The organism is Kitasatospora sp. NPDC005856, from assembly GCF_040629945.1.
GTDB lineage: Bacteria > Actinomycetota > Actinomycetes > Streptomycetales > Streptomycetaceae > Kitasatospora.
The window spans coordinates 1-18670 of the sequence record NZ_JBEXWT010000135.1 but is presented as its reverse complement, the minus strand read 5'-3'; the positions used below and the strand labels follow the sequence as shown (position 1 = coordinate 18670).

The window sequence follows — 18670 nt, the reverse complement described above, 5'->3', positions numbered from 1 at the left end:
CCTGGACGGGCGCCGGCGCGGCCTTGAGAGACGTCGACTTCACTGGCGCCGTGGCGGGGGCGTGCGCGGGCATCGAGGGCGCGGCGGCCGCCGGGCGCGCCGGGGCTCCCCAGCCCCCGCCACCCTGGGCTCCGCCGCCCTGGACACCGCCGCCCGGCGCACCGCCACCCGGGCCGCCGACACCGCCGGACGGGTCGACGATGCACTCGATCCGCCAGTCCACGCCCAGCGAGTCGGCCAGCGCGGCGCGCAGCACGTCGTCGCTGTTGCTGCCGACGAAGCTGTCCCGGGCGCCGGCGTTGATGAAGGACACCTGGAGCACGCTGCCGTCGAACCCGGCCACCTGGCCGTTCTGGCTGAGCAGGATCCAGGTGAAGCGGCGGCGGTTCTTCACCGCCTCCAGGATCTGCGGCCACAGCTGCCGGACCTGCCCGGCGCCTTGCTGCGCGGCCGCCGACGGCTGCCCGCCGGGAACCGCCGCCGGGGCGGGGGCCGGCGCGGGCACGGGAGCAGGAGCCGCCTGGACGGGGGCCGGAACCGCCTGCGGCTGCGCCGCGGGGGGCGCCGCGGGAGCCCCGGCGGAGGCGCCACCGGCGGGCGGGAAGCTACGGGGGATCGGCCAGGCACCCGGCGCCGGCCCGGCGGGGGCGGCGGCGGGCGGCGGAGCCTGCACGGGCTGCGCGGCCGGCATCGGCGCGGGCGCCGCAGGCGCCTCGGCCACCGGCGCGACCACCATCGGAGCCGCCGGAGCAGCAGGGGCCACCGCGGCCGGGGCCGGTGGGGCCGCCATCGGCATGCCCACCGGCGGGGCCGCCATCGGCGCGGCGAACCCGCCGGCCGCCGCCCGCCGCTCCAGCTTGTCCAGCCGTGCCTGCAACGACAGCTCGTCGCTGTACGCGCCCGGAAGCATCACCCGGGCGCAGATCAGCTCCAGCTGCAGCCGGGGCGCCGCGTTGCCGCGCATCTCGGTCAGCCCGGTGTTGACGATGTCGGCGGCCCGGCTCAGCTCGGCCGCGCCGAACGCGTCCGCCTGCGCCTGCATCAGCGCGACCCGGTCGGCCGGGGCGTCGATCAGCCCCTTCTCGCCCGCGTCCGGCACGGTGGCCAGGATCACCAGGTCGCGCAGCCGCTCCAGCAGGTCGGTGACGAAGCGGCGCGGGTCGTGCCCGCCCTCGACCACCCGGTCGACCACCTGGAACACCGTCGCCCCGTCGTGCGCGGCGAAGGCGTCCACCACCTCGTCCAACAGCGCGGAGTCGGTGTACCCGAGCAGCGCCGTGGCCATCTGGTACGTCACGCCGCCCTCGCCGGCCCCGGCCAGCAGCTGGTCCATGACCGACATCGAGTCACGCACGGACCCGGCGCCCGCCCGCACCACCAGCGGGAACACGGTGTCCTCGACCTGGATCCCCTCCCGGCCGCACACCTCCGCCAGGTAGTCGCGCAGCGTGCCGGGCGGGACCAGCCGGAACGGATAGTGGTGCGTCCGGGACCGGATCGTCCCGATCACCTTCTCCGGCTCGGTGGTCGCGAAGATGAACTTGAGGTGCTCCGGCGGCTCCTCGACCACCTTGAGCAGCGCGTTGAAACCGGCCGAGGTCACCATGTGCGCCTCGTCCAGGATGAAGATCTTGTACCGGCTGTGCACCGGCGCGAAGAACGCCCGCTCGCGCAGCTCGCGCGCGTCGTCCACACCACCGTGCGAGGCGGCGTCGATCTCGATCACGTCGATCGACCCGGGCCCGCCGGTCGCGAGGTCACGGCAGGACTGGCACTCCCCGCAGGGCGTGGGCGTCGGACCCTGCTCACAGTTGAGGCAACGGGCCAGGATGCGCGCGCTCGTCGTCTTGCCACAGCCGCGCGGCCCGCTGAACAGGTACGCGTGGTTGACCCTGTTGTTGCGCAGGGCCTGCTGGAGCGGGGCGGTCACGTGCTCCTGCCCGATGACCTCCGCGAAGGTCTCGGGGCGGTAGCGGCGGTACAGGGCTAGGGACACACCCCCGACGATATCGGGACGGGCGGACAAACGCGTCGCCCCTCACCCCTCACCCGGGCCCCGGGAACGCAAAGACCCCCCGTGCACCCGCCAGAGCCCTCCTACCCTTGCTGCCTTCCGGCCCTGGGGGGGTTCAGAGAGATGACGCCACACGAGGGGCTGACCCCCACACTACCGGATCCCGGCCCCGACGATCCACAGGCCACCCCCACCCCCGACCTTCGGGACAGGTGGTCGCGACCACCCCAGAACATGTACTAAGCTCTCTCTCGGAGGATTCGCCTAGAGGCCTAGGGCGCACGCTTGGAAAGCGTGTTGGGAGCAATCCCTCACGAGTTCGAATCTCGTATCCTCCGCCTCCGCCCGCCAGGGCAAACGAGGGCCCCGAACGCTCAGCGGTCGGGGCCCTCGTCGTCTCCTGGTCTCAGTTTTGGTCTCAGTTGCGCTTCTGGACTTCGGGACTGCCAAGCACTGCGCGATGAAACCCGCCGCTGGGCCTGCTACGCCTGAGGAAAATGAAGGTGCTGGTCGTACTCAGGATGGCCGGGGCGCCAGATGTCCACGATCTGCTCGCCTGGGATGTCGGCTGTGTAGTGGAAGGTAACGCCGTTTCCATCCAAGCCCAGGCGGGTGCCGATGAAGTCGAAGAGTAGTTCGCGGCCAGGCACGCAAGCCGCCGGGCAGGTCACGTCGATAGCCGCGACGACTACGGACGGGCGACCCAGGCGACGCACGTGGTCATAGTCGACGCTCTCCCACGCGGGCCCGAACTGCTGGACTTCCCCGCCCCAGTACGTCAGGAAGCTGACCGGCCAGGAGTCCGCAAGGGGTTGTCTGGAGCTGATTACACACACCTTGCCGAGCCGCAGCTGCGCGATGAACGGCTTTTCATGGGTGAGCGCAGTGGACGCGCGCAGGGCTGCGCGCTCGGCCTCGGTGATGACCCCGGCCTTGAGCGCCCTGTCAGCTCGCTCAGCGAGCCTGCCCTCCGTTACGGCCAGTAGGCCGCGCGTACGGACATGGTCGATCTCATGGTCCAGGAGCCGGGTCACGTGGTAAGTACGCAGCAGGCGCCCAGCGAGCAGGGTACGGATCTCGCTGTCGTACTCGGCGAGGTGGCCAACCTGGTTGTTTAGGTCGCGTGCAGTGTCCAGGTGCGCAGGCACCTCGTCAGCGAGTTCATCGATGCGGTCAGCGAGGGATGCCGGCCAGGTGTTGGGGTCATCCAGGTCCACGATGTTGTGTGCGGTCACGCCAACAGGACTACCGGATCAGGGACGGCCAGCGCATCCGCATATGTGCACCCAGGCGAAGCCCTCGGCCTCCACGTCTCTTGGCCGCCTGCATTGCGCAGACACCAACTTGATTGGCAATCAATCTTTGTAAGGTATGGATCGTTCCCGAGAGCAGCTCCAAGCAGAGGAACCAGGTCGGCATCCCTGTGCGAGGACTGGGCCGCTGCTGACTCCGATCCCCACCCCCTCACGGAGCGCGCAAGTTGAACGAGAAGCGGCTCGCACGCCTTCGGAAGCAGCGCGACAGCCTGATTAAGCGTGTCGGCTACAACGCCCAGTTGGGCCCGCCATCGTTCATCGCGGACCTGCGCAGGCGCGTCGCCGAGATTGACCGAGAGATACGGGCGCTGGAACAGCCTGGGCACCCTGCCGTGCCGCACCAAACCCAGGCATCACCTCGCAGGCGCAAACGCAAGGGAAGCGACCCGGCCACGGCAACCCAGCCACCGAAGATCAACTTCCCAATCCCCCTCACGAAGGCCACCCGCCCGGAACCGCCGACGCCCATCTTCCCGGTGCGGTCAGCGCCAACCCTCAGCGAGCGAGCAGAAGCGACCCGGACCGGGGCAGCCCAGCCCCCGCCGCCGGTATTGCCTACGGGCACCTGCCCGGTCTGCGACAAGGGCGGGCTGCCGCCAGGCCGCCTACGCCATGTTCGATGTGAGGGTGCGTCCAGGGCGGGCCAACCGGGCAGGGCCGAAGAACTTCACGTTGACGCGAACCGCGAGGAGTACCGAAGACTCGTCTCCTCCGTCGAACGCAGGGAGGCGTCAACCCGTGGTCGCCGTACCAGTGGCAGCGCACGGCCTGTGCGGATCGCTGCAGCCCGCACAGCGGTGATCTTGCGCTGCGAGGGACGGTGTGAGAACCCGGCGTGCCTCGGTCAGCCGCAAGACGTGACGGATTCAGGGGAGCCCCTTCTCCAGGTCGACCACGTGGATGAGATCGCCTCTGGCGGTCGGGACCATCCGTCACTGATGGTGGCTCTGTGCCCTAACTGCCATGCCATCAAGACTCTTGGGCGCACGCGAGAGCAACTCCGCGCAGTGCTCGCCCAGGTTTCCGCCAATGCCCATGCCACGTGGAGCGGCGAGGGACCGCCTCAATAGTCGATCGGCCTACATAGACCCCCCATTGAGGGCGGCCCTCGTGTCGAGAGCCGCCCTCACCGTCACGTCTGGCGTCAGTTGCCCGTCTCCGAGCTGGCCGTTTCCTCACCACCCCAGAGCAATCCACCGATCTTCTTTCCGACGTCGTTCAGCATCGGTTCGGTGACGTGCTGGTAGCGCTGGGCCATCGAGGTCGACGACCATCCCATGATCGCCATCACGATCCGCTCCGGCACTCCGAGCAGGAGGAGAACGGTCGAAGCGGTGTGGCGGGCGTCGTGGAGGCGGCCGTCGCGGATGCCGGCCTCTCGCAGGAGCCGCGGGTCTGTCCAGCCAACGGCTCTGTCCCGTAATCGGTGGTAGCGCTGTGTAGTGATCAGTGGAGGAGGATGCGGCGGCGGAGCAGGGGGAACCCGGCTCGGCCGTGCATCTGCCTCATGATCCGCTTGGTTCGCGTGTTGACGCCCTCGGTGCGGCCGTTGTGGTATGGGAGGGTGAGTCCGGCGTCGACGGCGGCGCGGTCGAGTTCCAGGCCGTTGACGAAGGAGTGCAGGTGGGGCAGGTCGGCGGCGCGGACCGTGGTGATCCAGTCGGTGAGCTTGGCGTCGTTTCCCTCCGCGGGTTTCAGTAGCTGGGCGAACTCGTCGGTGAGGCGGGCGAGTTCGGTCATCTCGGGGCAGGCTTGGGTCAGCTCCCGCAGGAGTGCGGTGTCCTTGTCGCGCCGGTTCCCGGGGCGGGTGAGCAGGAGGCGGGCGAAGCGCTGCGGGATGGTGACCGGCCTGTCGCCCTCGGCGCGCCCCTGGGTGATGTAGCGGTAGAGCAGGTTGAGGCTGCCGATGTATCCCAGCTCGTTGATCTCCCGGAAGAGTTGGAGGACGGGTACGGCCGGGTCCTCCTCGCGGCGGGTGCGCAGGTGGTCGCGGTAGGGGTCGACGAGCGTGGGCTTGTAACGGGGCGCGCGGGGTCGCCGGTGGGCTCCTTCATGCGGGCGTACCGCTTGACGGTGTTCAGGGCGACGTCGAGGCGGCGGGCGCATTCGAGCAGGCCGACGCCCTGGTCGAGCAGATTGTGGACCCGCTGCCAGCGCTCGCGGGTGGTCTGCTCGCGTACGCCCCCGGGTCTGGCGGGGTTCACGGCGGTGGCCCAGCAGGCGGCGTGGGAGCGGACCTCGGCCAGGACCTTGCCACACAGGTTCGACCAGAGATGCCACCTGTCGCTGACCTGCACCGCTTCGGGCAGGGCTTGGCGGATGGCCTCGCCGTAGGAGCCGGAGCCGTCCCGGCAGACGTATCGGGCCCCGGGGTGCTCGCGCAGCCACGCGACCAGGGTCTGGGCGGTGCGGTCGGGCAGCACGTCGATCCGCTCGCCCGTCTCGGCGTCGATGATCACGGTGGCATAGCGGTGCCGGCGCCTGAGGGCGAAGTCGTCGATGCCGAGCACGCGCGGGACATGCAGCGGCGGTACCGCCCTGCGCATGAGCATGCGCAGGGCGGTCGAGCGAGAGATCCAGCAGGCCAACACGCGTGAGAGGCGGGCGCCCGCCCGGCCCGATAACTCCTTGACCACAGAACTGAGTTGGTCGGCCAAGCGGTTGGTGCGGCGCTGGTAGCGCTCCACGACGCCGGGAACCCGCTCTCGGAACGTCTGCCGCGGACAGCCGAGCACCGGGCACACCAGGCGCCGGACCCGCACCGACACCAGGACCCGCCGCCCGTCCACCGGCAGGTCCGCGACCACCCGCCCGTGGAAGCCATGCACCCGCCCTGTCGGCTGCCCGCACACCGGGCACGGCACCGGATCGTCCCGGGTCCGCGCCGCCACCCGGATGACGTCGCCCTCGTCCGTCACACCCTCGACGGCGAGGGCCGACAGCCCCGAAAACACCACGCTCACAAGCTCGTTGACATCGCGCACACTATGTCAACGACGACTGTCACCCTTCGTTACCACCGATTACGGGACAGAGTCGAAGACCGTACAGACCCTGCGAGCGACGTAACCGGCTGCGGTACGCCAGGCCCTCACGGGGTGTTGGCCTGCCATCCGTAGCGGGAGAAGAAGGGGCCTCCCTCCTGGTACGCGGCCAGGGCCTGCGCGGAGGTCGGGAACGCGGGCTCGGGGAGGCGGTCCGCGGTGACCCACTGAGCAGCCAGGTGCTTGTCCGGCTCGGTGTTGGTCAGTTCGCCGGTCCACGTGTTGGTAGCGAAGACGAAGAGGACGAACTGCCCTGCCTGGTCCCAGCCCTGTTCGACGTGGATCACGTGGACGAGTACGAGATCTGCCGGATCGACGAGCAGACCGGTCTCCTCCTTGAGTTCGCGAGCGGCGGCCTCGTCGAGGGCTTCGCCGGGCTCGGCCTTGCCGCCCGGGACGGTCCAGGCCGGCTGCGGGGACCAGTTTCGGGCGGCGTAGTACACGGCGGCGATCGCGTCGGTGTCCTGGTCATGGACGATCACGCAGACCGAGTTTCGGCTGTTCATCACGCTGCTGTTCGTCATAGTGCCCACTCCTTTCAGGGTGCCAGGCGTGTCAGCGGCCAGGCGGGCAGACTGACCCCGCCGCTGGGATGTGTGGGTCCTACTCAGCGCCCGAGCGTGAGGCGGTCGGCATCGGTGTGGGAGAAGACCAGGTCAGTCATCTGCTCCGGGGTCTCGGTGCACCGGACGGGCGGCTGCGGTCGGCGCATGGCCTGGGGGTAGGTGGCCGGGTCGTAGTCGTTGGTGAGTGTGTATGGGTGGAAGCCGTGCTCGCGCAGGGCGTCGATGATGCCGGCGGCGCTCTCGCCCTGCTTGGCCAGGAGCTTGGGGGTGACTTCCACGACCAGCTCGACGTCCTCGCGCAGGTGCGGGAGCGCGGGCAGCAGTCCCCTGATCGCCGCCGCCTCGGCGCCCTCGACGTCGATCTTGATGACCCGGGCGGTGGAGAGTTCGGCCTGACTGAGCAGTTCGGCGAGCTGCGCGGTCGGCACGTGGAAGGTCGTGTGGACGTGGCGGGGCCGGACGGCGGTGGTGTGGCCGAGGTTGGCCGGGTTCTCCAGGTAGAGAGTCAGCGTGCCGGTGGTGTCGGAAGCGGCGGCGCGGACGGTGCGGATGTTGGCACGGTGGTTGGTGGTGGCCGCGATGGTGAGGTCGTCGTGGAACTGCGGGGTGGGCTCGATGGCGATGACGCGGCCGGTCGGTCCGACTGCGTGGGAGGCCAGGAGGCTGAACGCGCCACGGTGGGCCCCGACATCGACGAAGGTGTCCCCGGGCCGCAGGCGGTCGCGCAGGAAGGCGCTCAGGTTCGGCTCCCACTCGCCGAAGAGGTACTGGTAGCGCTGGAGGACGTCACTGGTGGTGACGGTGACCACGTCACCCGAGCGCAACCGGGCAGTGGCGTGGAGGGGACGGGTTCGCAGGTGGTCGTCGAGGAATCGGTCGACGAGCTGGGCTTTGCTGACAGTTCCGGGCGCGTGGCGGACGTAGGCCCGCAGCAGACGGGCGAGGGCGGAGGCGGGCACGCGTGTACTCCTTCAGGTGGCGGAGGGTGCGGAACGCCGTTCCCGGTGCTGGCCTTGGTGGCAGACTTGCCGGTGAACGCTGGTGGCGGTGAGGGGAGTTGTCGGTGACCGAGAGTGGTCCGGTGGTGTTCCTGCTGGTGGGGCTCACCGGTTCGGGGAAGACGACCTACGCCCAGCGGAAGCTGGAGCCGCAGGGTGCGGTGCGGTTGTCGGTGGACGAGGTCGTCCACGAGCGGCACGGTCGGTACGGCGTCGACTACCCGGAGAACACCTACTTCGAGAAGGAGGCCCCGGTCGTCGCCGAGCTGCACTCCCGGCTGGTCGAGCTGGTCTCCGAGGGCCGGGACGTGGTGTGGGACCACGGGCTGTGGCTGCGCAAGGACCGCGACGAGATGAAGGAGCTGGTGGAGTCGGCCGGCGGCCGGTGGCGGCTGCTGTACTTCCCCGTCGATCGGGACGAGCTGCTGCGCAGGCTGGCCGAGCGCAACCGGCGGGGGGACGCGAACGCGCTGATCGTGACCCCTGAGGCTCTGGACGATTTCTTCGCGCGGTTCGAGGCACCTCAGGGCGAGGGCGAGGAGATCGTGGAGCCGGGCTGGCTCTGACGGGGCGGGCGCCAGGCGGCGTGGATCCGGGCGGCTTCGGCGGCCCAGTCGTCGGGCAGGCGGTCGAGCGTGACGTGGCGGAAGGCCAGGCGGGGGTCGGAGACGTCGATGCGGCCGTGGTGGCGGTCGATGTGCTGCAGCAGGCGGGTGGCCTCGGTCCGGACTGCCGGGGTGTGCTCGGTCCAGGCGCCGGAGCTGAAGCGGTCGACCCTGCGCCGTAGGTCGTCCAGGACGCCGGCGCGCCACTTGAAGTGGTGGACGCATGCGAGCGTGAGCGGATCGGGCCTGCGGCCGGGCGCGCGGTGGTTGCCCGAGGCCACGGCGACGTCCGAGAGCGCGAGGACGATCTTGCGAGGGTCACCCTGGAGGAGGCGGTGGGTGAGGTGGCCGCCGAGCGGGAAGGCGCGGTCGAGTCCGGTCTCGGGGCGCCAGAGGGCGAGTCGGCCGTCAGCGGCCACGCGGTCGAGCATCAAGCCGCGCACCACCGCCCAGCCGTTCTCTTCGGCTGCCTCGGTGACCTCGCTGAGGGGGGCCGGATAAGTGTGGAACTCGTCGGAGTCGGCGAGCAGGTGCCAGCCGGGGCCGGCCTGCTCCCGCAGCGAGTCGCGCAGTTCGGTGTTGGTGTGCTCGTGCCACGCTCCGGTGCTGACCTGGCCGGTGGGGAGGCCGAGGCTCTGGGCGGTGTCCAGTAGCTGGCGGCGCCAGGCGTCGGGGACGTGCTCGGCGAAGTGGAAGGCGAGGCGGAAGCGCTCGACGCCGAGCGCGCGGTAGTGGGCGGCCCAGGCGGTCAGCAGGGCCGGTTCGACCGGGCCGATCACGGCGACCAGGGTGGGGGAGGCGAGCGTCATCGGTACTCCTTGACCAGGTCGGTGTACGTCTCGGTGAGGTAGGCGGCCTGCTCGGAGGCCGGGAGCATGTCCAGCACCGCAGAGGCCCGCGTCCCCGGCCGGGCGGGCGGCCCGCCCGCCAGCTGGTCCAGGGTCTTGGCGAGGGCGCCCGGGTCGCCGGCCGGGAAGAGCTGGGCCCAGGGCTGTCCGGCCAGCCGCTCGGTCAGGTCCGGGTCGTGGTCGGAGACGACCAGGGGGACGCCGAGCCGGGCAGCGTCCATGACCAGCCCGGACTCCTTGCCGGTCCCGGGACGCCGTGCCACCAGGGCGGTATCGGCGGCAGCGTAGACGAGCCGGAGGACGTCTTCGCTGACCGGGCCGGGCACGGTGTGGACCCGGACATGGGGCAGGCGGTGCCAGCGTTCGAGTACCACGTCGTCCAGCGGCGTGCCGCAGACCAGGACGTGTAGCAGCTTGGTGAGGCAGACCAGGGCCGCATCGACGGTGGCGATGTCCTTGTAGGGCCACCAGCCGCCGACCAGGCAGACCGCCGTCGCCGAGGCGGGGATGGTGAAGGCGGCGCGGGCACCGTCGCGCTCGGCGGCGGTGAGGGGCCGACCGTCGTCGACCGCGAACGCCCGCACCCGCCCTGGGAGGTGGGGGAAGGCCGTGGAGAGCCGGTCGCGGACGGCGGTGGTCGGATAGAGGGCGACCACGTGCTTCTCGCTCCGCCGGGCGAGCCGACCCAGCAGCCGGACCGGCGAGTCTTCGGTGGTGACCAGCTCGTGGATGAACCGAAGGTGCGGGGTACCGCCGAGCAGGGCGGTCATGCCGTGCAGGGCTTCGCTCGCGCTGAGGATCACCACGGCCGCCGGCCGAGGGGCGAGGCGGCGGGCGGTACGCAGGCATCCGGCTTCGGTCAGGCACCGGGCGATAAGAGTGACCTGGTGCGGCAGCCGGCGGAGCGGCAACGGCCAGCGCCGTGAGCGGAAGGCCCGCTTGCCAGCGGTTGAAACGCGTTCCGCCGCGCGGGCTGCGGCCAGCAGGGCCTTCGCTGCCGGACCCACCGGTCCGGCAGCAATGCAGGAGCCGGCCCGCAGCAGCGGACCGGGCCCGTCTGCGATCCCCTGCGGGGTGATGACCACGGCACCCGGGCGGGCGGCGGCGAGCGCCGTCAGCGTGCGCTGGTGGTGCCCGCCGCCGAGGTGCGCCTGCGGCTCGATCAGGACCAGCGGCCCGCAGCGGGTGCTCATCCGGCGACCGCCTGCTCGCCGTGCAGCGTGATGAAGTGCCGGTGCAGCCAGGGCGGATCGTTGAGCGCCTCGAAGCGCTTGGGGTCGCGGGCCGCCGTGCGGGCGAACTCGAGTCCGTCGCGGGACCCGGCTGCCGCGTAGTCGGCGAAGTCGCCGTCCTTGCTGGCCGTCCAGGCGTCGATGCGTTCCTGGGCGGAGGCGTCGGTCATGCCGTACTCGCTGCCGCGCGCGAGCATCGCGCACTCCCGGAAGCCCGCCTTCCAGGCGTGGAACGGGGTCTGGTTGAACAGGGTGGTCCCGGCTGTGTGCGGGCTGAACTCGACCTGGCCGGGCAGCGCGGCCAGCACGTCGACGGCCCGGCCCATCTCCTGCAGTGCGCTGGTGCGGATCAGCTTGAGGCCGCCGTACCCGTAGGTGAGCCCGTTGACCGGGTTGACGGCCCGCCAGACCCGCATCGACACGCCCGCTGCCAGCGGCTCCACCGCGCTGGCGGGGAAGGCGGGGTCGATGGCGAAGTCGCCATCGGCGAGAAAGAACTGGTCGGTGTCGACGAGTTCGGCCGTGAGCCGGTAGGCGCGGCGCATCCCGCGCACCCCGTGCAGACGCTTGACGGTTCCGCCCAGCACACGGGCCAGGCGGGTGTGCAGGGAATCGGCCAGCGGCTCGTCGTAGGAGAGCAGGACCACGTCGAAGCCGGTCACTTGATCGCCTCCAGGTAGCGGGCGGCCACCGCAGCGGGCGTCAGGTCCGTGGTGGAGGCGTGCGCGCGCTTGGCGTGCACCAGGTAGAACTCGGGGTCGGTGGCGAGGCGTTCGGCGATCCGGACGGCCTGATCGTCGGTGTCGAACACCAGCTCCGGGTCGAGGTGCTCGGCCAGCCAGCCGATGCGCGGGCCGATCACCGGCAAGCCCATCGCCTGGCAGTCGATGACCGACATGGACCAGGGGCAGCCGGGCCGGAACGGCGCGATGCCGAAGTGAGCGCCGGCCAGCAGGTTGCGGTAGCGGACGCGGTCGCCGCGGTCGGAGGCGATGGCGACGCCGTCCACGGCCGCCAGCTCCTCCAAGTTCCGCTCGGGGCTGGGATCCAGGCGGATCCGCTCGGCGCTGCGGGTGCCGAACAGGTCCATCACGGTCAGCCGCACCGGGGCCTCGGCGACGAGGTGACGGGCGAGCTGAGTGAAGCGGGCGGTGCCGTAGTGGGCGTACAGGCGGTGGTTGTAGATGCCGACCGCCCGGCCCTCCGGCGGGGTGATCTCGGCAAGGTCGCGGACCAGGCGCACGTCCCTGGGGGCGGGGACCACGTGCAACTTCTCGGTGAGCTCGACGCCGGTGCGGGCGGCGGCAGCGGCGGTCCACGAGGCGGCGGTGCCGGAGTGGACCAGGACACGGTCGCAGGCCGCGAGGCCGGCGGCGAAGGCCAGCAGGACGCTGCGGCCCAGCCCGCCGTCGTCCATCGCCGGGTCCAACTCCAGCTGGCCGGTCTCGGTGAAGGAGAACGGCAGATAGTGGCAGTAGCCGACGATCCGCGCGTCCACCCCGGCCTCCAGAAGCGCGGCTCGGATCGCGGGGGCGGCCTCGATCTGGTTGGCCACGACCACTTCGGGCTGCTGGCGGCGGAACAGCCGCACCAGGGCGCCCACGCCCGGGTTGAAGCGGGCCCGGTACTTGGTGGCTGGCGAGGCGGTCCGCACGAACTGCACGCGGTCGCCGCCGGCCGGGACGGGAGCGGCCACGGTGACCTCGACCCCGGCGTCGGCCAGGGCCGGGGTGAGCATGTCGGCGAAGGTGTAGCCGGAGTCGGCAGTCAGCTGGCTGGAGTTGGAGACGTTGAGCAGGTACAGCAGGCGCATCGCTTGGGCCCTCCCTCTCTCGACCCGGGTGTCGACCCGGGCTGGCAAAAGAAGGAAACCGGCGACCAGGACCGTGACAGAATGATGAATCGAGATCACTCACGGTTCATTCATCTCATCCAGCAGCCAGGGCGGGGGCCTTGATGGACGAGCTCGACGACAGCCCGACCGTTGAGCAAGCCGCCGAAGCGTTCGCAGCGGAGGTCTCGTACTGGCGCGAAGTGCGCGGCCTGTCCAAGCGGGGGCTCGCCCTCAAGATGGGCTTCGACCCGTCGTACGTGAGCCACGTGGAATCCGGCCGGCACAAGCCCACCGAAGACTTCGCGCGCCGTTCGGAGGAGACCCTCAACGCGGGCAAGGCCATCTGGAAGCGCTGGCTGGACTACGAGGCCGCCAAGAACCGAGCAGCCCCGGCTGCGGCTCCACCAGCCCCGCGCCGCCCCGAACAGCCGTACGCGACGGGCTCAGCGATCATCGTGGCGCACGACGGCGCGCGCCTGGACTTCGACGGCTCCCAGTACCGTCTGACGATGCGCCGGCTGTTGCGGAACACCGGCAACGAGCCGATCACCCGTTACTTGATCCGCATCAGCGTCGACCGCTACCCCGGTGAGCCCGAGCGCTCCAACGCCCACTACCGCGAACACCCGCTGACCTGGGGCGAGCTTGCACTGACCGCGACATGCCGCGGGGAGGCGATGAACTGGCAGACCAAGCACGACCGTGACGCGTTCAAGGAGGTGTGGCTGCTGTTCGAGAACGAGCAGGGCCGCTTCCCGCTCTACCCGGGCGAGGAGGTCTGGATCGAGTACGCCTACTCGGTCGGCGAGGAGAAGTGGGGCCGCTGGTTCCAGCGCGCGGTCCGCCTGCCCACCGAGCACCTGGAAGTCGAACTCGCCTTCCCCGCCGAGCTTGACCCGGCGGTCTGGGGTACCGAGACGTCCATGACCGCTGAAGCGGCACCGCTACGAACCGCCCTGATCAGGCGTGAGGAGGACGGGACGCGCCTCTTCTCCTGGAGCACGTCCACACCAGCACTCCATGCCCGGTACCGTCTGGAATGGCGATTCCGAGCCCGACCCGAACGCGACACGACTCAAGGGGAGTTCAGGTGATCCAGGTGCGGCCCAGCGAACAGATGCGTGACCTCGGCGTCGTCCAGGAAGGCGCCCCTATCCTCGCCGAGCCCGCGCGCCCCTTCGATCTGCCGGCCGAGCGCGAGGCCGCCGAGCAGGTCATCGAGAAGCTGTTCACCGCCATGGAGCGGATCGGCCAGGTCCACCCCTTCGCCAAGGGCATGGGCATCGCGGCACCCCAGATCGGCATCAGCCGGGCCACAGCCATCGTCCAGCCCACCGAACCCGGAGCGCCGGCCATCGTCCTACTGAACCCCCGCATCACCGACCAGTCGGACGAGGCAGACGAGCAGTTCGAAGGCTGCCTCTCCTTCTTCGACGTTCGTGGCTTGGTCCCCCGACCCCTGCGGATCACCGTGGAGACCACCACCCTGGACGGTCAGCTGGCGACCACTACCTACGAACGCGGACTCGCCCGTCTGATCAGCCACGAGATCGACCATCTGGATGGCCTGCTCTACACCACGCGCATGGCTGCAGGTGTCTACCCCATTCCTGTCGAGCACTACAGGCAGACCGGGCGGGCATGGGCCTACGAGCAGTAGCAGAATCGCCATCCCCCGCCTGCTGACGAGCAACGTGCCCACCACCGAGCCGCACCACGGGCGCCGAGTCGGACGCCCGACGCGAGCCTACCCAGGCGCGACGTATTGGAGTGCTTAGCGGTGCCCGCCAAGCGTCGCCAGAAATCTCAACGTAAAGTGTAATCAACCCCTGTCCTACGAGAGTTGATCGTCGTAAGGTCACCTCATGCCCGGAGAAGAGCTGCACGAGGTTGGCGCCGACGGTGCCAGACGCGCGAAGGAGTGGCTTGAAGCCACGACTCGCGTCAAGGCGTCATGGACCAACACCGACCCCAAGTGGAGTCGGCGCATGACCTTCAAGTGGCCGACAGGAAAGCAGACCCCTTTCTCTCTAGATCTGGGCGGATTGCTCTGCGGCGGAGAATTCGACAATGATATCTTTATGGCAGAATGCAAGAAATACGCATCAGCCAGCGATCAGGGAACCCACTATCTCGCCTATCTGGCAAAGTGCTATGTCATTCTGAGTCAGCAAGAGACCGCCGCAGACCATTTCATGTGGATAACATGGTGCCCTTTTAATGTGACCGATTGGGACAAGCTACTGACCGAGGAATGGCTCAGAAAGGCTATTCTTCGGCATGCTCCAGACATTTTTGGCGAAGTGCCACCCGGGGAAGTAGAGTCTCTCATCGACAACGACGTCGTGAGGCTGACCGCCGAGCGACTTTGGATGATCGTACTTTCCGACAAGCAAGAGCAGCTCGTAATTACCCGCGAACATCGATCTCTAATCCAAAGGCACGACGTACTGGAGGGCATACGGTGATTGCATCCGATTTTTCCAGTGCACTCGATGCTGCATTTGAGGCTCCAGATCCCAGGGAAGCCGTAAGTCGCATCAAGAACGTCGTGGCCGAGGAGCTGTCTCAGACCGACTCCCGCGCTACCGTAAAGAAGACGGATTTCTTCAACCACAGCTTCGCACCAGACCTGGTGATCTCTTGGCCGGGAGAAAGCGAGCGATTCGTCTTCTTGAAGTCTGACACTCGGCCAGAAGTCCTGCGTGACGACGTGGATGCGGTCAGGAGGCATCACCCGATCGTATTTGCTCTCGATCGCATTGAGTCAGGCACCCTGATGGCCAGGAAGCCACACGAAAGGGAAAAGCAGGACGACACACTTGTGGCCGATGCAGACGGAATCGAAGTACTAATCCGCAGCCGCCAGAGCGATCCGGTAGTAGGACTGGCTTCAAGTGCCGTTCTCCAGGGAGGTCGGGGAATCCTCACGGGGCCCGAAGCGCAAGAGATGGCCCACAGTGTCTCAAGCGGGTTTACGGGCGCCAAGCATCTTGACGCGCAGGCAACCGGCGCGGCCGTAGCCCAAATCTCCGGCCATTTCGACATCCGCCGCACATCACGGCTCCTGCATTTCCTTAGTGCCGTTTGGGTTGGATCTGGGGGAACACCTGCAAGCTTCCCTGGAGGGCGCGACGTTACTGGAGATCTCGACGGTGCCGCATTGGAGTTTCTACTCAACTTGCCTCCGATTGAGGACTATGAGTTCTGGCGGAGGATCGGCCGGCCACTTGCCCTGGAATCCGTCTCGCGGTTGCGCATGGACCGCATGACGGAGAACCTTCAGTATTTGGTGAACTCCAATCTTGACGTTCTGCATGCCCGGGTATGCAGGATCGTGGAGCGCCAGCAAGAGTTGGACGAAGCACCCGACGAAGACTTCCGATGGGTTCTTGACAGGGAGATGCTATGCCTTCGCGGGCCTAGGAGTTCAGCCTACTTCGCCGCAAAGGTCGATGATCTTAAGGTTGGATCTGAGGAGGCTAACGGAATCTCCCTCAGGGAGCTGTTGAGGCGAGCAGACGCGCGCAGAGTCCCTATTAGTGAACTTGAGCTGGCTACACCGACCAGAACTATTTCGTATGCCACCATAGCCAGAGATGACGTCTCCCATGACGAAGAGCTCATGAGACTGTCTACGGCCTTCGGCTCTGCACCCCACGTGCAAAGCGCTGTGGCCACCCTCATGGGTTCTCGCCCTCTCGTTTGCGAATTTCTCACTCGGACGGCGAAGGGAAGGACAACCACCAAGTTCCCGCTTGGGGAGCTCTCGCCTGTGGCAATGGCTCTCCTTGCCGACCTCTCAGTTTCCGAGCAGAGCAAGCTCGACGACACCATGCACTTCTACTTGGCAGAGCGAAATGACGAGGCAGCCCTCTTTCCCTTGGAGAAGGTCAGCACTTCTCGACTGAATCTCAGGAAAGGCGAGAGCAATTGGACTCCTCCTGAGATAGAGGCATGAGCTGGAAGTGGATCTCCTTTGGCTAGGAACTCCAAGCGGGCAGCAATGGACCTGCCAGTCAACGGCGGCGAGGCTCCAGTAGCTCCACCAGACTCAGGCCGGTCTCGCCGTTGACGAGTTGAAGGGCGACCTCAGCGCGGGCGGCAAGGTCAAGGGGTTCAAGGCCCTCGGTGTAGTAGGCGTGAACGACACGGTCCAGGCCCGCGCCAATCAAGGGCGCGGCGGTACGCAGCGACGCCTCCAGTGCGACTCCATCGATGGAGCCGCCATGCAGAATGATGTTTCGCGTCCGGTACAGCCGCCGCAACGCAATCCGGAAAGCTTTGTTGACCTGCTGCAGCTGCTGCGTGGGGGCGACAATCAAGGCGGCCATGCGGTCGGCAGCAGCACGGTCGGACAGTTTGGTGTTCTTGGTCAGCGCGAGGGCACCGGCGCCACCAGTCTCGAGCGCCTCCACGATCAGCTGACAGCAACGCAGGTTGGTGTCAGCTGCAGCAACCGCTGTGGAGAGGGCGTCGGGTTGAACAGGGGCGTGCCGGTGGGCAAGAGTGGTGAGCTCGGCACGGGGCCAGGAGCAGGCGAGGATGGCGGCCAGCCGGTCGGCTGCGACCGCCTTCCCGGAGCGTTCCTCGCCCTTCGGGTCGTCCGGATGTGACAGCAACGACTCGACGGCGGCCCAGCCGCCGGCGACGGCCGGGGTTAGCGCACCACGATTGACCGCAGCCGCCAGCTCCAGGGCGTCGTCGATACGGGTCCGGTGGCCTTCCACCTTGTAGAGGTGGCCTTCGTGGACCAGAGACAGCACGTCCGCCCCGCGGGCGGGAGGGCTGAGCGGCACCGGGGCGCGGTGGCCAGCAACCCAAATGGATGGCAGGGGCGCAACCCCTCCACGGTCCTTACGCAGGAACTCCGCCCGTGCGGTCATCCGCTCCAGCAGTTGGCGAGCCTGGCCAGCCGCGCCGTAGGCGTCCCAGGCGGGTACCGTGTAGACGAACCCGCCGCCAGCCCGGAAGCCGGTCGTGTCGTGTCCGTTCTCCCGAAGCCACGCAACGACCGCGCCCTTGTTGCGCCAGTTCGGCAGTGGCTCGGCCAGGTCGCGGCGGGGCACCTTGTCCAAGGCAATCAGCACCTCGAAGTCTCGCCGACCCTGAGCCGCAAGCTCGGCGGCCGCGAGAACGACATCCACCGTCGTCGGAGCGGATCGGGCGGTCTGACGAGCCCAGGCTAGCAGATAGCTGCTGCTATATCCGAGGTCCAACAGGTGAGCGGCCACGGTGCGGGACAGCCGCTCCGGCTTGACCGAGCCAGCCTTGACTGCGTCGGCCCACCGCTCCAGGTAGCCCTCCCGGGCGTATTCGATGATGACCCTCAGACGACGGTGCTCGGGGCTTGGGTCCACCAGCGAGCGCTTCAGCAGCTCGGTGATCTCCTTGCGCAGATCCTTCTCTCCGAGCCCGCGGTCTGGGCCGATCAACGCGCTCAGCTCGTTGCGCTGCCAGTCACAGGCCGTGGACGACAGCACGTTGCGGGCCTGCCAGCGGCAGGCCTCCCACAGCTCCTCCAGCGCCCAGGACAGAGCCAACATCCCATAGGCGCCGCGGCCATGGCGTTCCCGCATCCTGAAAGTAGTCGACCATACGTGCCAGGACGTGCTGGGCAGCCGTGTCAACTGCTGGAGAGCTCACGGCAGCACTCTAGCGGGGCCACGCATCGCCTTCCTGCGCGTTCCGTGCTGATGTGCTACTGTCTAGGCAGACTTAAAGGAGCACTCGCCACATCGTGGCCACTGCTCCTTTTTTCTTTGCCGACACCTCCTGCCTGCCGCCCGGATCAGAGGGCGGCGCCGTGCCGCTCTCGCGGCAGCACAGTCTGCTCGAGACACGCGGCCAGCGACCTGCGAGCCCAAGACCACGAATCGCCACCCACGATCAGCTGCGATGACCGAGGTCCACAGCAGCGATCGTGGTCTCAGTTCTGGTCTCATTCACTGCCGTCCACTGGGGTTCAGCCAATGGCCTCGGACTCGCTCCGCCGCAGGTCAGGACCCCCGCGAACCCCGGCGGACCCCATTCGGGAGAATTGGAAAGCGTGTTGGGGGCAACCCCTCACGAGTTCGAATCTCGTATCCTCCGCCTTCACGAAGGCCCCGACCGGGTTCTTGGGTTCCAGTGGTCGTTGCAACACCGCCTGGTTCTCAGGAGGTGAGTAGATCACGTAGACGCTCGGCTGGAGTGCTCCAGCCGAGCGTCTTG

The 18670-nt window shown here is 68.4% G+C and carries 16 protein-coding genes, 1 tRNA gene, 1 other RNA gene and 1 pseudogene; 7 read left to right on the top strand and 12 right to left on the bottom strand.

All coding sequences use genetic code 11. The features are described 5' to 3' along the window. Both ABZ449_RS39495 and ffs read right to left on the bottom strand, forming a co-directional pair. Positions 1-1996 (bottom strand): DNA polymerase III subunit gamma and tau (locus ABZ449_RS39495; protein WP_360356245.1); only part of this gene is annotated, 1996 nt, incomplete at its 3' end. A 70-nt stretch (positions 1997-2066) separates the two neighbouring features. Beyond that, an RNA gene (gene ffs, locus ABZ449_RS39490) (signal recognition particle sRNA small type) lies at positions 2067-2157 on the bottom strand. 110 nt (positions 2158-2267) lie between these two features. Between ffs and ABZ449_RS39485 the strand changes: the two genes are divergently transcribed. Further along, positions 2268-2352 (top strand) — tRNA-Ser (locus ABZ449_RS39485). 144 nt (positions 2353-2496) lie between these two features. On the opposite strand, the gene ABZ449_RS39480 is transcribed toward ABZ449_RS39485, so the two are convergent. Continuing rightward, the gene (locus tag ABZ449_RS39480; RefSeq protein WP_360356243.1) at positions 2497-3249 is read right to left on the bottom strand and encodes a hypothetical protein; all 753 of its coding nucleotides are present in this window, start codon (positions 3247-3249) and stop codon (positions 2497-2499) included. Positions 3250-3662: 413 nt separating this feature from the next. On the opposite strand from ABZ449_RS39480, the gene ABZ449_RS39475 reads away from it, so the two are divergent. Next, complete coding sequence (locus tag ABZ449_RS39475; protein ID WP_360356251.1) at positions 3663-4400, top strand: HNH endonuclease signature motif containing protein; 738 nt, start codon at positions 3663-3665, stop codon at positions 4398-4400. A 74-nt stretch (positions 4401-4474) separates the two neighbouring features. Here the strand turns inward: ABZ449_RS39475 and ABZ449_RS39470 are convergent, their stop codons facing one another. The 4 genes and pseudogenes from ABZ449_RS39470 to ABZ449_RS39455 all read right to left on the bottom strand — a co-directional run bounded on the left by ABZ449_RS39470 (position 4475) and on the right by ABZ449_RS39455 (position 7899). Next, positions 4475-4888 (bottom strand): tyrosine-type recombinase/integrase, encoded by a 414-nt coding sequence (locus tag ABZ449_RS39470; protein ID WP_360356248.1) that lies wholly within the window; start codon positions 4886-4888, stop codon positions 4475-4477. Beyond that, positions 4777-6284, bottom strand: a pseudogene (locus ABZ449_RS39465) (ISL3 family transposase). Before ABZ449_RS39465 ends, ABZ449_RS39470 begins: the two are co-directional and overlap by 112 nt. Positions 6285-6421: 137 nt before the next feature. Beyond that, positions 6422-6898 (bottom strand): NUDIX domain-containing protein, encoded by a 477-nt coding sequence (locus ABZ449_RS39460; RefSeq protein ID WP_360356240.1) that lies wholly within the window; start codon positions 6896-6898, stop codon positions 6422-6424. Between the two features lie 83 nt (positions 6899-6981). Beyond that, positions 6982-7899 carry an FkbM family methyltransferase gene (locus ABZ449_RS39455; RefSeq protein ID WP_360356238.1) on the bottom strand — a complete coding sequence of 306 codons (918 nt, stop codon included), beginning with the start codon at positions 7897-7899 and terminating at the stop codon, positions 6982-6984. 104 nt (positions 7900-8003) lie between these two features. Here ABZ449_RS39455 and ABZ449_RS39450 point away from each other — a divergent pair, with 104 nt between their 5' ends. Then, positions 8004-8504: an ATP-binding protein gene (locus ABZ449_RS39450; RefSeq protein ID WP_360356236.1), complete on the top strand. Its 501-nt coding sequence runs from the start codon at positions 8004-8006 to the stop codon at positions 8502-8504. On the opposite strand, the gene ABZ449_RS39445 is transcribed toward ABZ449_RS39450, so the two are convergent. From ABZ449_RS39445 to ABZ449_RS39430, 4 genes are read right to left on the bottom strand one after another with little or no spacing between them, the layout of a single operon-like run. Continuing rightward, positions 8462-9352 carry a hypothetical protein gene (locus ABZ449_RS39445; protein ID WP_360356233.1) on the bottom strand — a complete coding sequence of 297 codons (891 nt, stop codon included), beginning with the start codon at positions 9350-9352 and terminating at the stop codon, positions 8462-8464. The two genes, ABZ449_RS39450 and ABZ449_RS39445, sit on opposite strands and share 43 nt — an antisense overlap. After that, positions 9349-10584, bottom strand: coding sequence for a hypothetical protein (locus ABZ449_RS39440; protein WP_360356231.1), 1236 nt, complete (start codon positions 10582-10584; stop codon positions 9349-9351). The genes ABZ449_RS39445 and ABZ449_RS39440 overlap by 4 nt, the downstream gene beginning before the upstream one ends. Further along, a complete protein-coding gene (locus ABZ449_RS39435) occupies positions 10581-11285 on the bottom strand; it encodes a hypothetical protein (RefSeq protein ID WP_360356229.1) in 705 nt (234 codons plus the stop codon). The genes ABZ449_RS39440 and ABZ449_RS39435 overlap by 4 nt, the downstream gene beginning before the upstream one ends. Then, positions 11282-12436 (bottom strand): glycosyltransferase, encoded by a 1155-nt coding sequence (locus ABZ449_RS39430; RefSeq protein WP_360356226.1) that lies wholly within the window; start codon positions 12434-12436, stop codon positions 11282-11284. The genes ABZ449_RS39435 and ABZ449_RS39430 overlap by 4 nt, the downstream gene beginning before the upstream one ends. A 143-nt stretch (positions 12437-12579) precedes the next feature. Here ABZ449_RS39430 and ABZ449_RS39425 point away from each other — a divergent pair, with 143 nt between their 5' ends. The 4 genes from ABZ449_RS39425 (at position 12580) to ABZ449_RS39410 (ending at position 16418) form a co-directional block, all read left to right on the top strand. After that, positions 12580-13551 (top strand): helix-turn-helix transcriptional regulator, encoded by a 972-nt coding sequence (locus ABZ449_RS39425; RefSeq protein WP_360356223.1) that lies wholly within the window; start codon positions 12580-12582, stop codon positions 13549-13551. Then, positions 13548-14117, top strand: coding sequence for a peptide deformylase (locus ABZ449_RS39420; RefSeq protein WP_360356221.1), 570 nt, complete (start codon positions 13548-13550; stop codon positions 14115-14117). Before ABZ449_RS39425 ends, ABZ449_RS39420 begins: the two co-directional genes overlap by 4 nt. A gap of 205 nt (positions 14118-14322) precedes the next feature. Further along, entirely contained in the window at positions 14323-14925 is a 603-nt protein-coding gene (locus ABZ449_RS39415; protein ID WP_360356219.1) for a hypothetical protein, read from the top strand. Then, entirely contained in the window at positions 14922-16418 is a 1497-nt protein-coding gene (locus ABZ449_RS39410) for a hypothetical protein (protein WP_360356216.1), read from the top strand. Before ABZ449_RS39415 ends, ABZ449_RS39410 begins: the two co-directional genes overlap by 4 nt. A gap of 58 nt (positions 16419-16476) precedes the next feature. On the opposite strand, the gene ABZ449_RS39405 is transcribed toward ABZ449_RS39410, so the two are convergent. After that, positions 16477-18036, bottom strand: coding sequence for an integrase (locus ABZ449_RS39405; RefSeq protein WP_360356214.1), 1560 nt, complete (start codon positions 18034-18036; stop codon positions 16477-16479). Positions 18037-18670 lie beyond the last annotated feature (634 nt).

Coding starts and splice junctions, on each gene's coding strand:
- ABZ449_RS39460 (WP_360356240.1), bottom strand. CDS start 6,898: ATGACGAACAGCAGCGTGATGAACAGCCGAAACTCGGTCTGCGTGATC.
- ABZ449_RS39445 (WP_360356233.1), bottom strand. CDS start 9,352: ATGACGCTCGCCTCCCCCACCCTGGTCGCCGTGATCGGCCCGGTCGAA.
- ABZ449_RS39440 (WP_360356231.1), bottom strand. CDS start 10,584: ATGAGCACCCGCTGCGGGCCGCTGGTCCTGATCGAGCCGCAGGCGCAC.
- ABZ449_RS39430 (WP_360356226.1), bottom strand. CDS start 12,436: ATGCGCCTGCTGTACCTGCTCAACGTCTCCAACTCCAGCCAGCTGACT.
- ABZ449_RS39425 (WP_360356223.1), top strand. CDS start 12,580: ATGGACGAGCTCGACGACAGCCCGACCGTTGAGCAAGCCGCCGAAGCG.
- ABZ449_RS39415 (WP_360356219.1), top strand. CDS start 14,323: ATGCCCGGAGAAGAGCTGCACGAGGTTGGCGCCGACGGTGCCAGACGC.
- ABZ449_RS39405 (WP_360356214.1), bottom strand. CDS start 18,036: ATGCGGGAACGCCATGGCCGCGGCGCCTATGGGATGTTGGCTCTGTCC.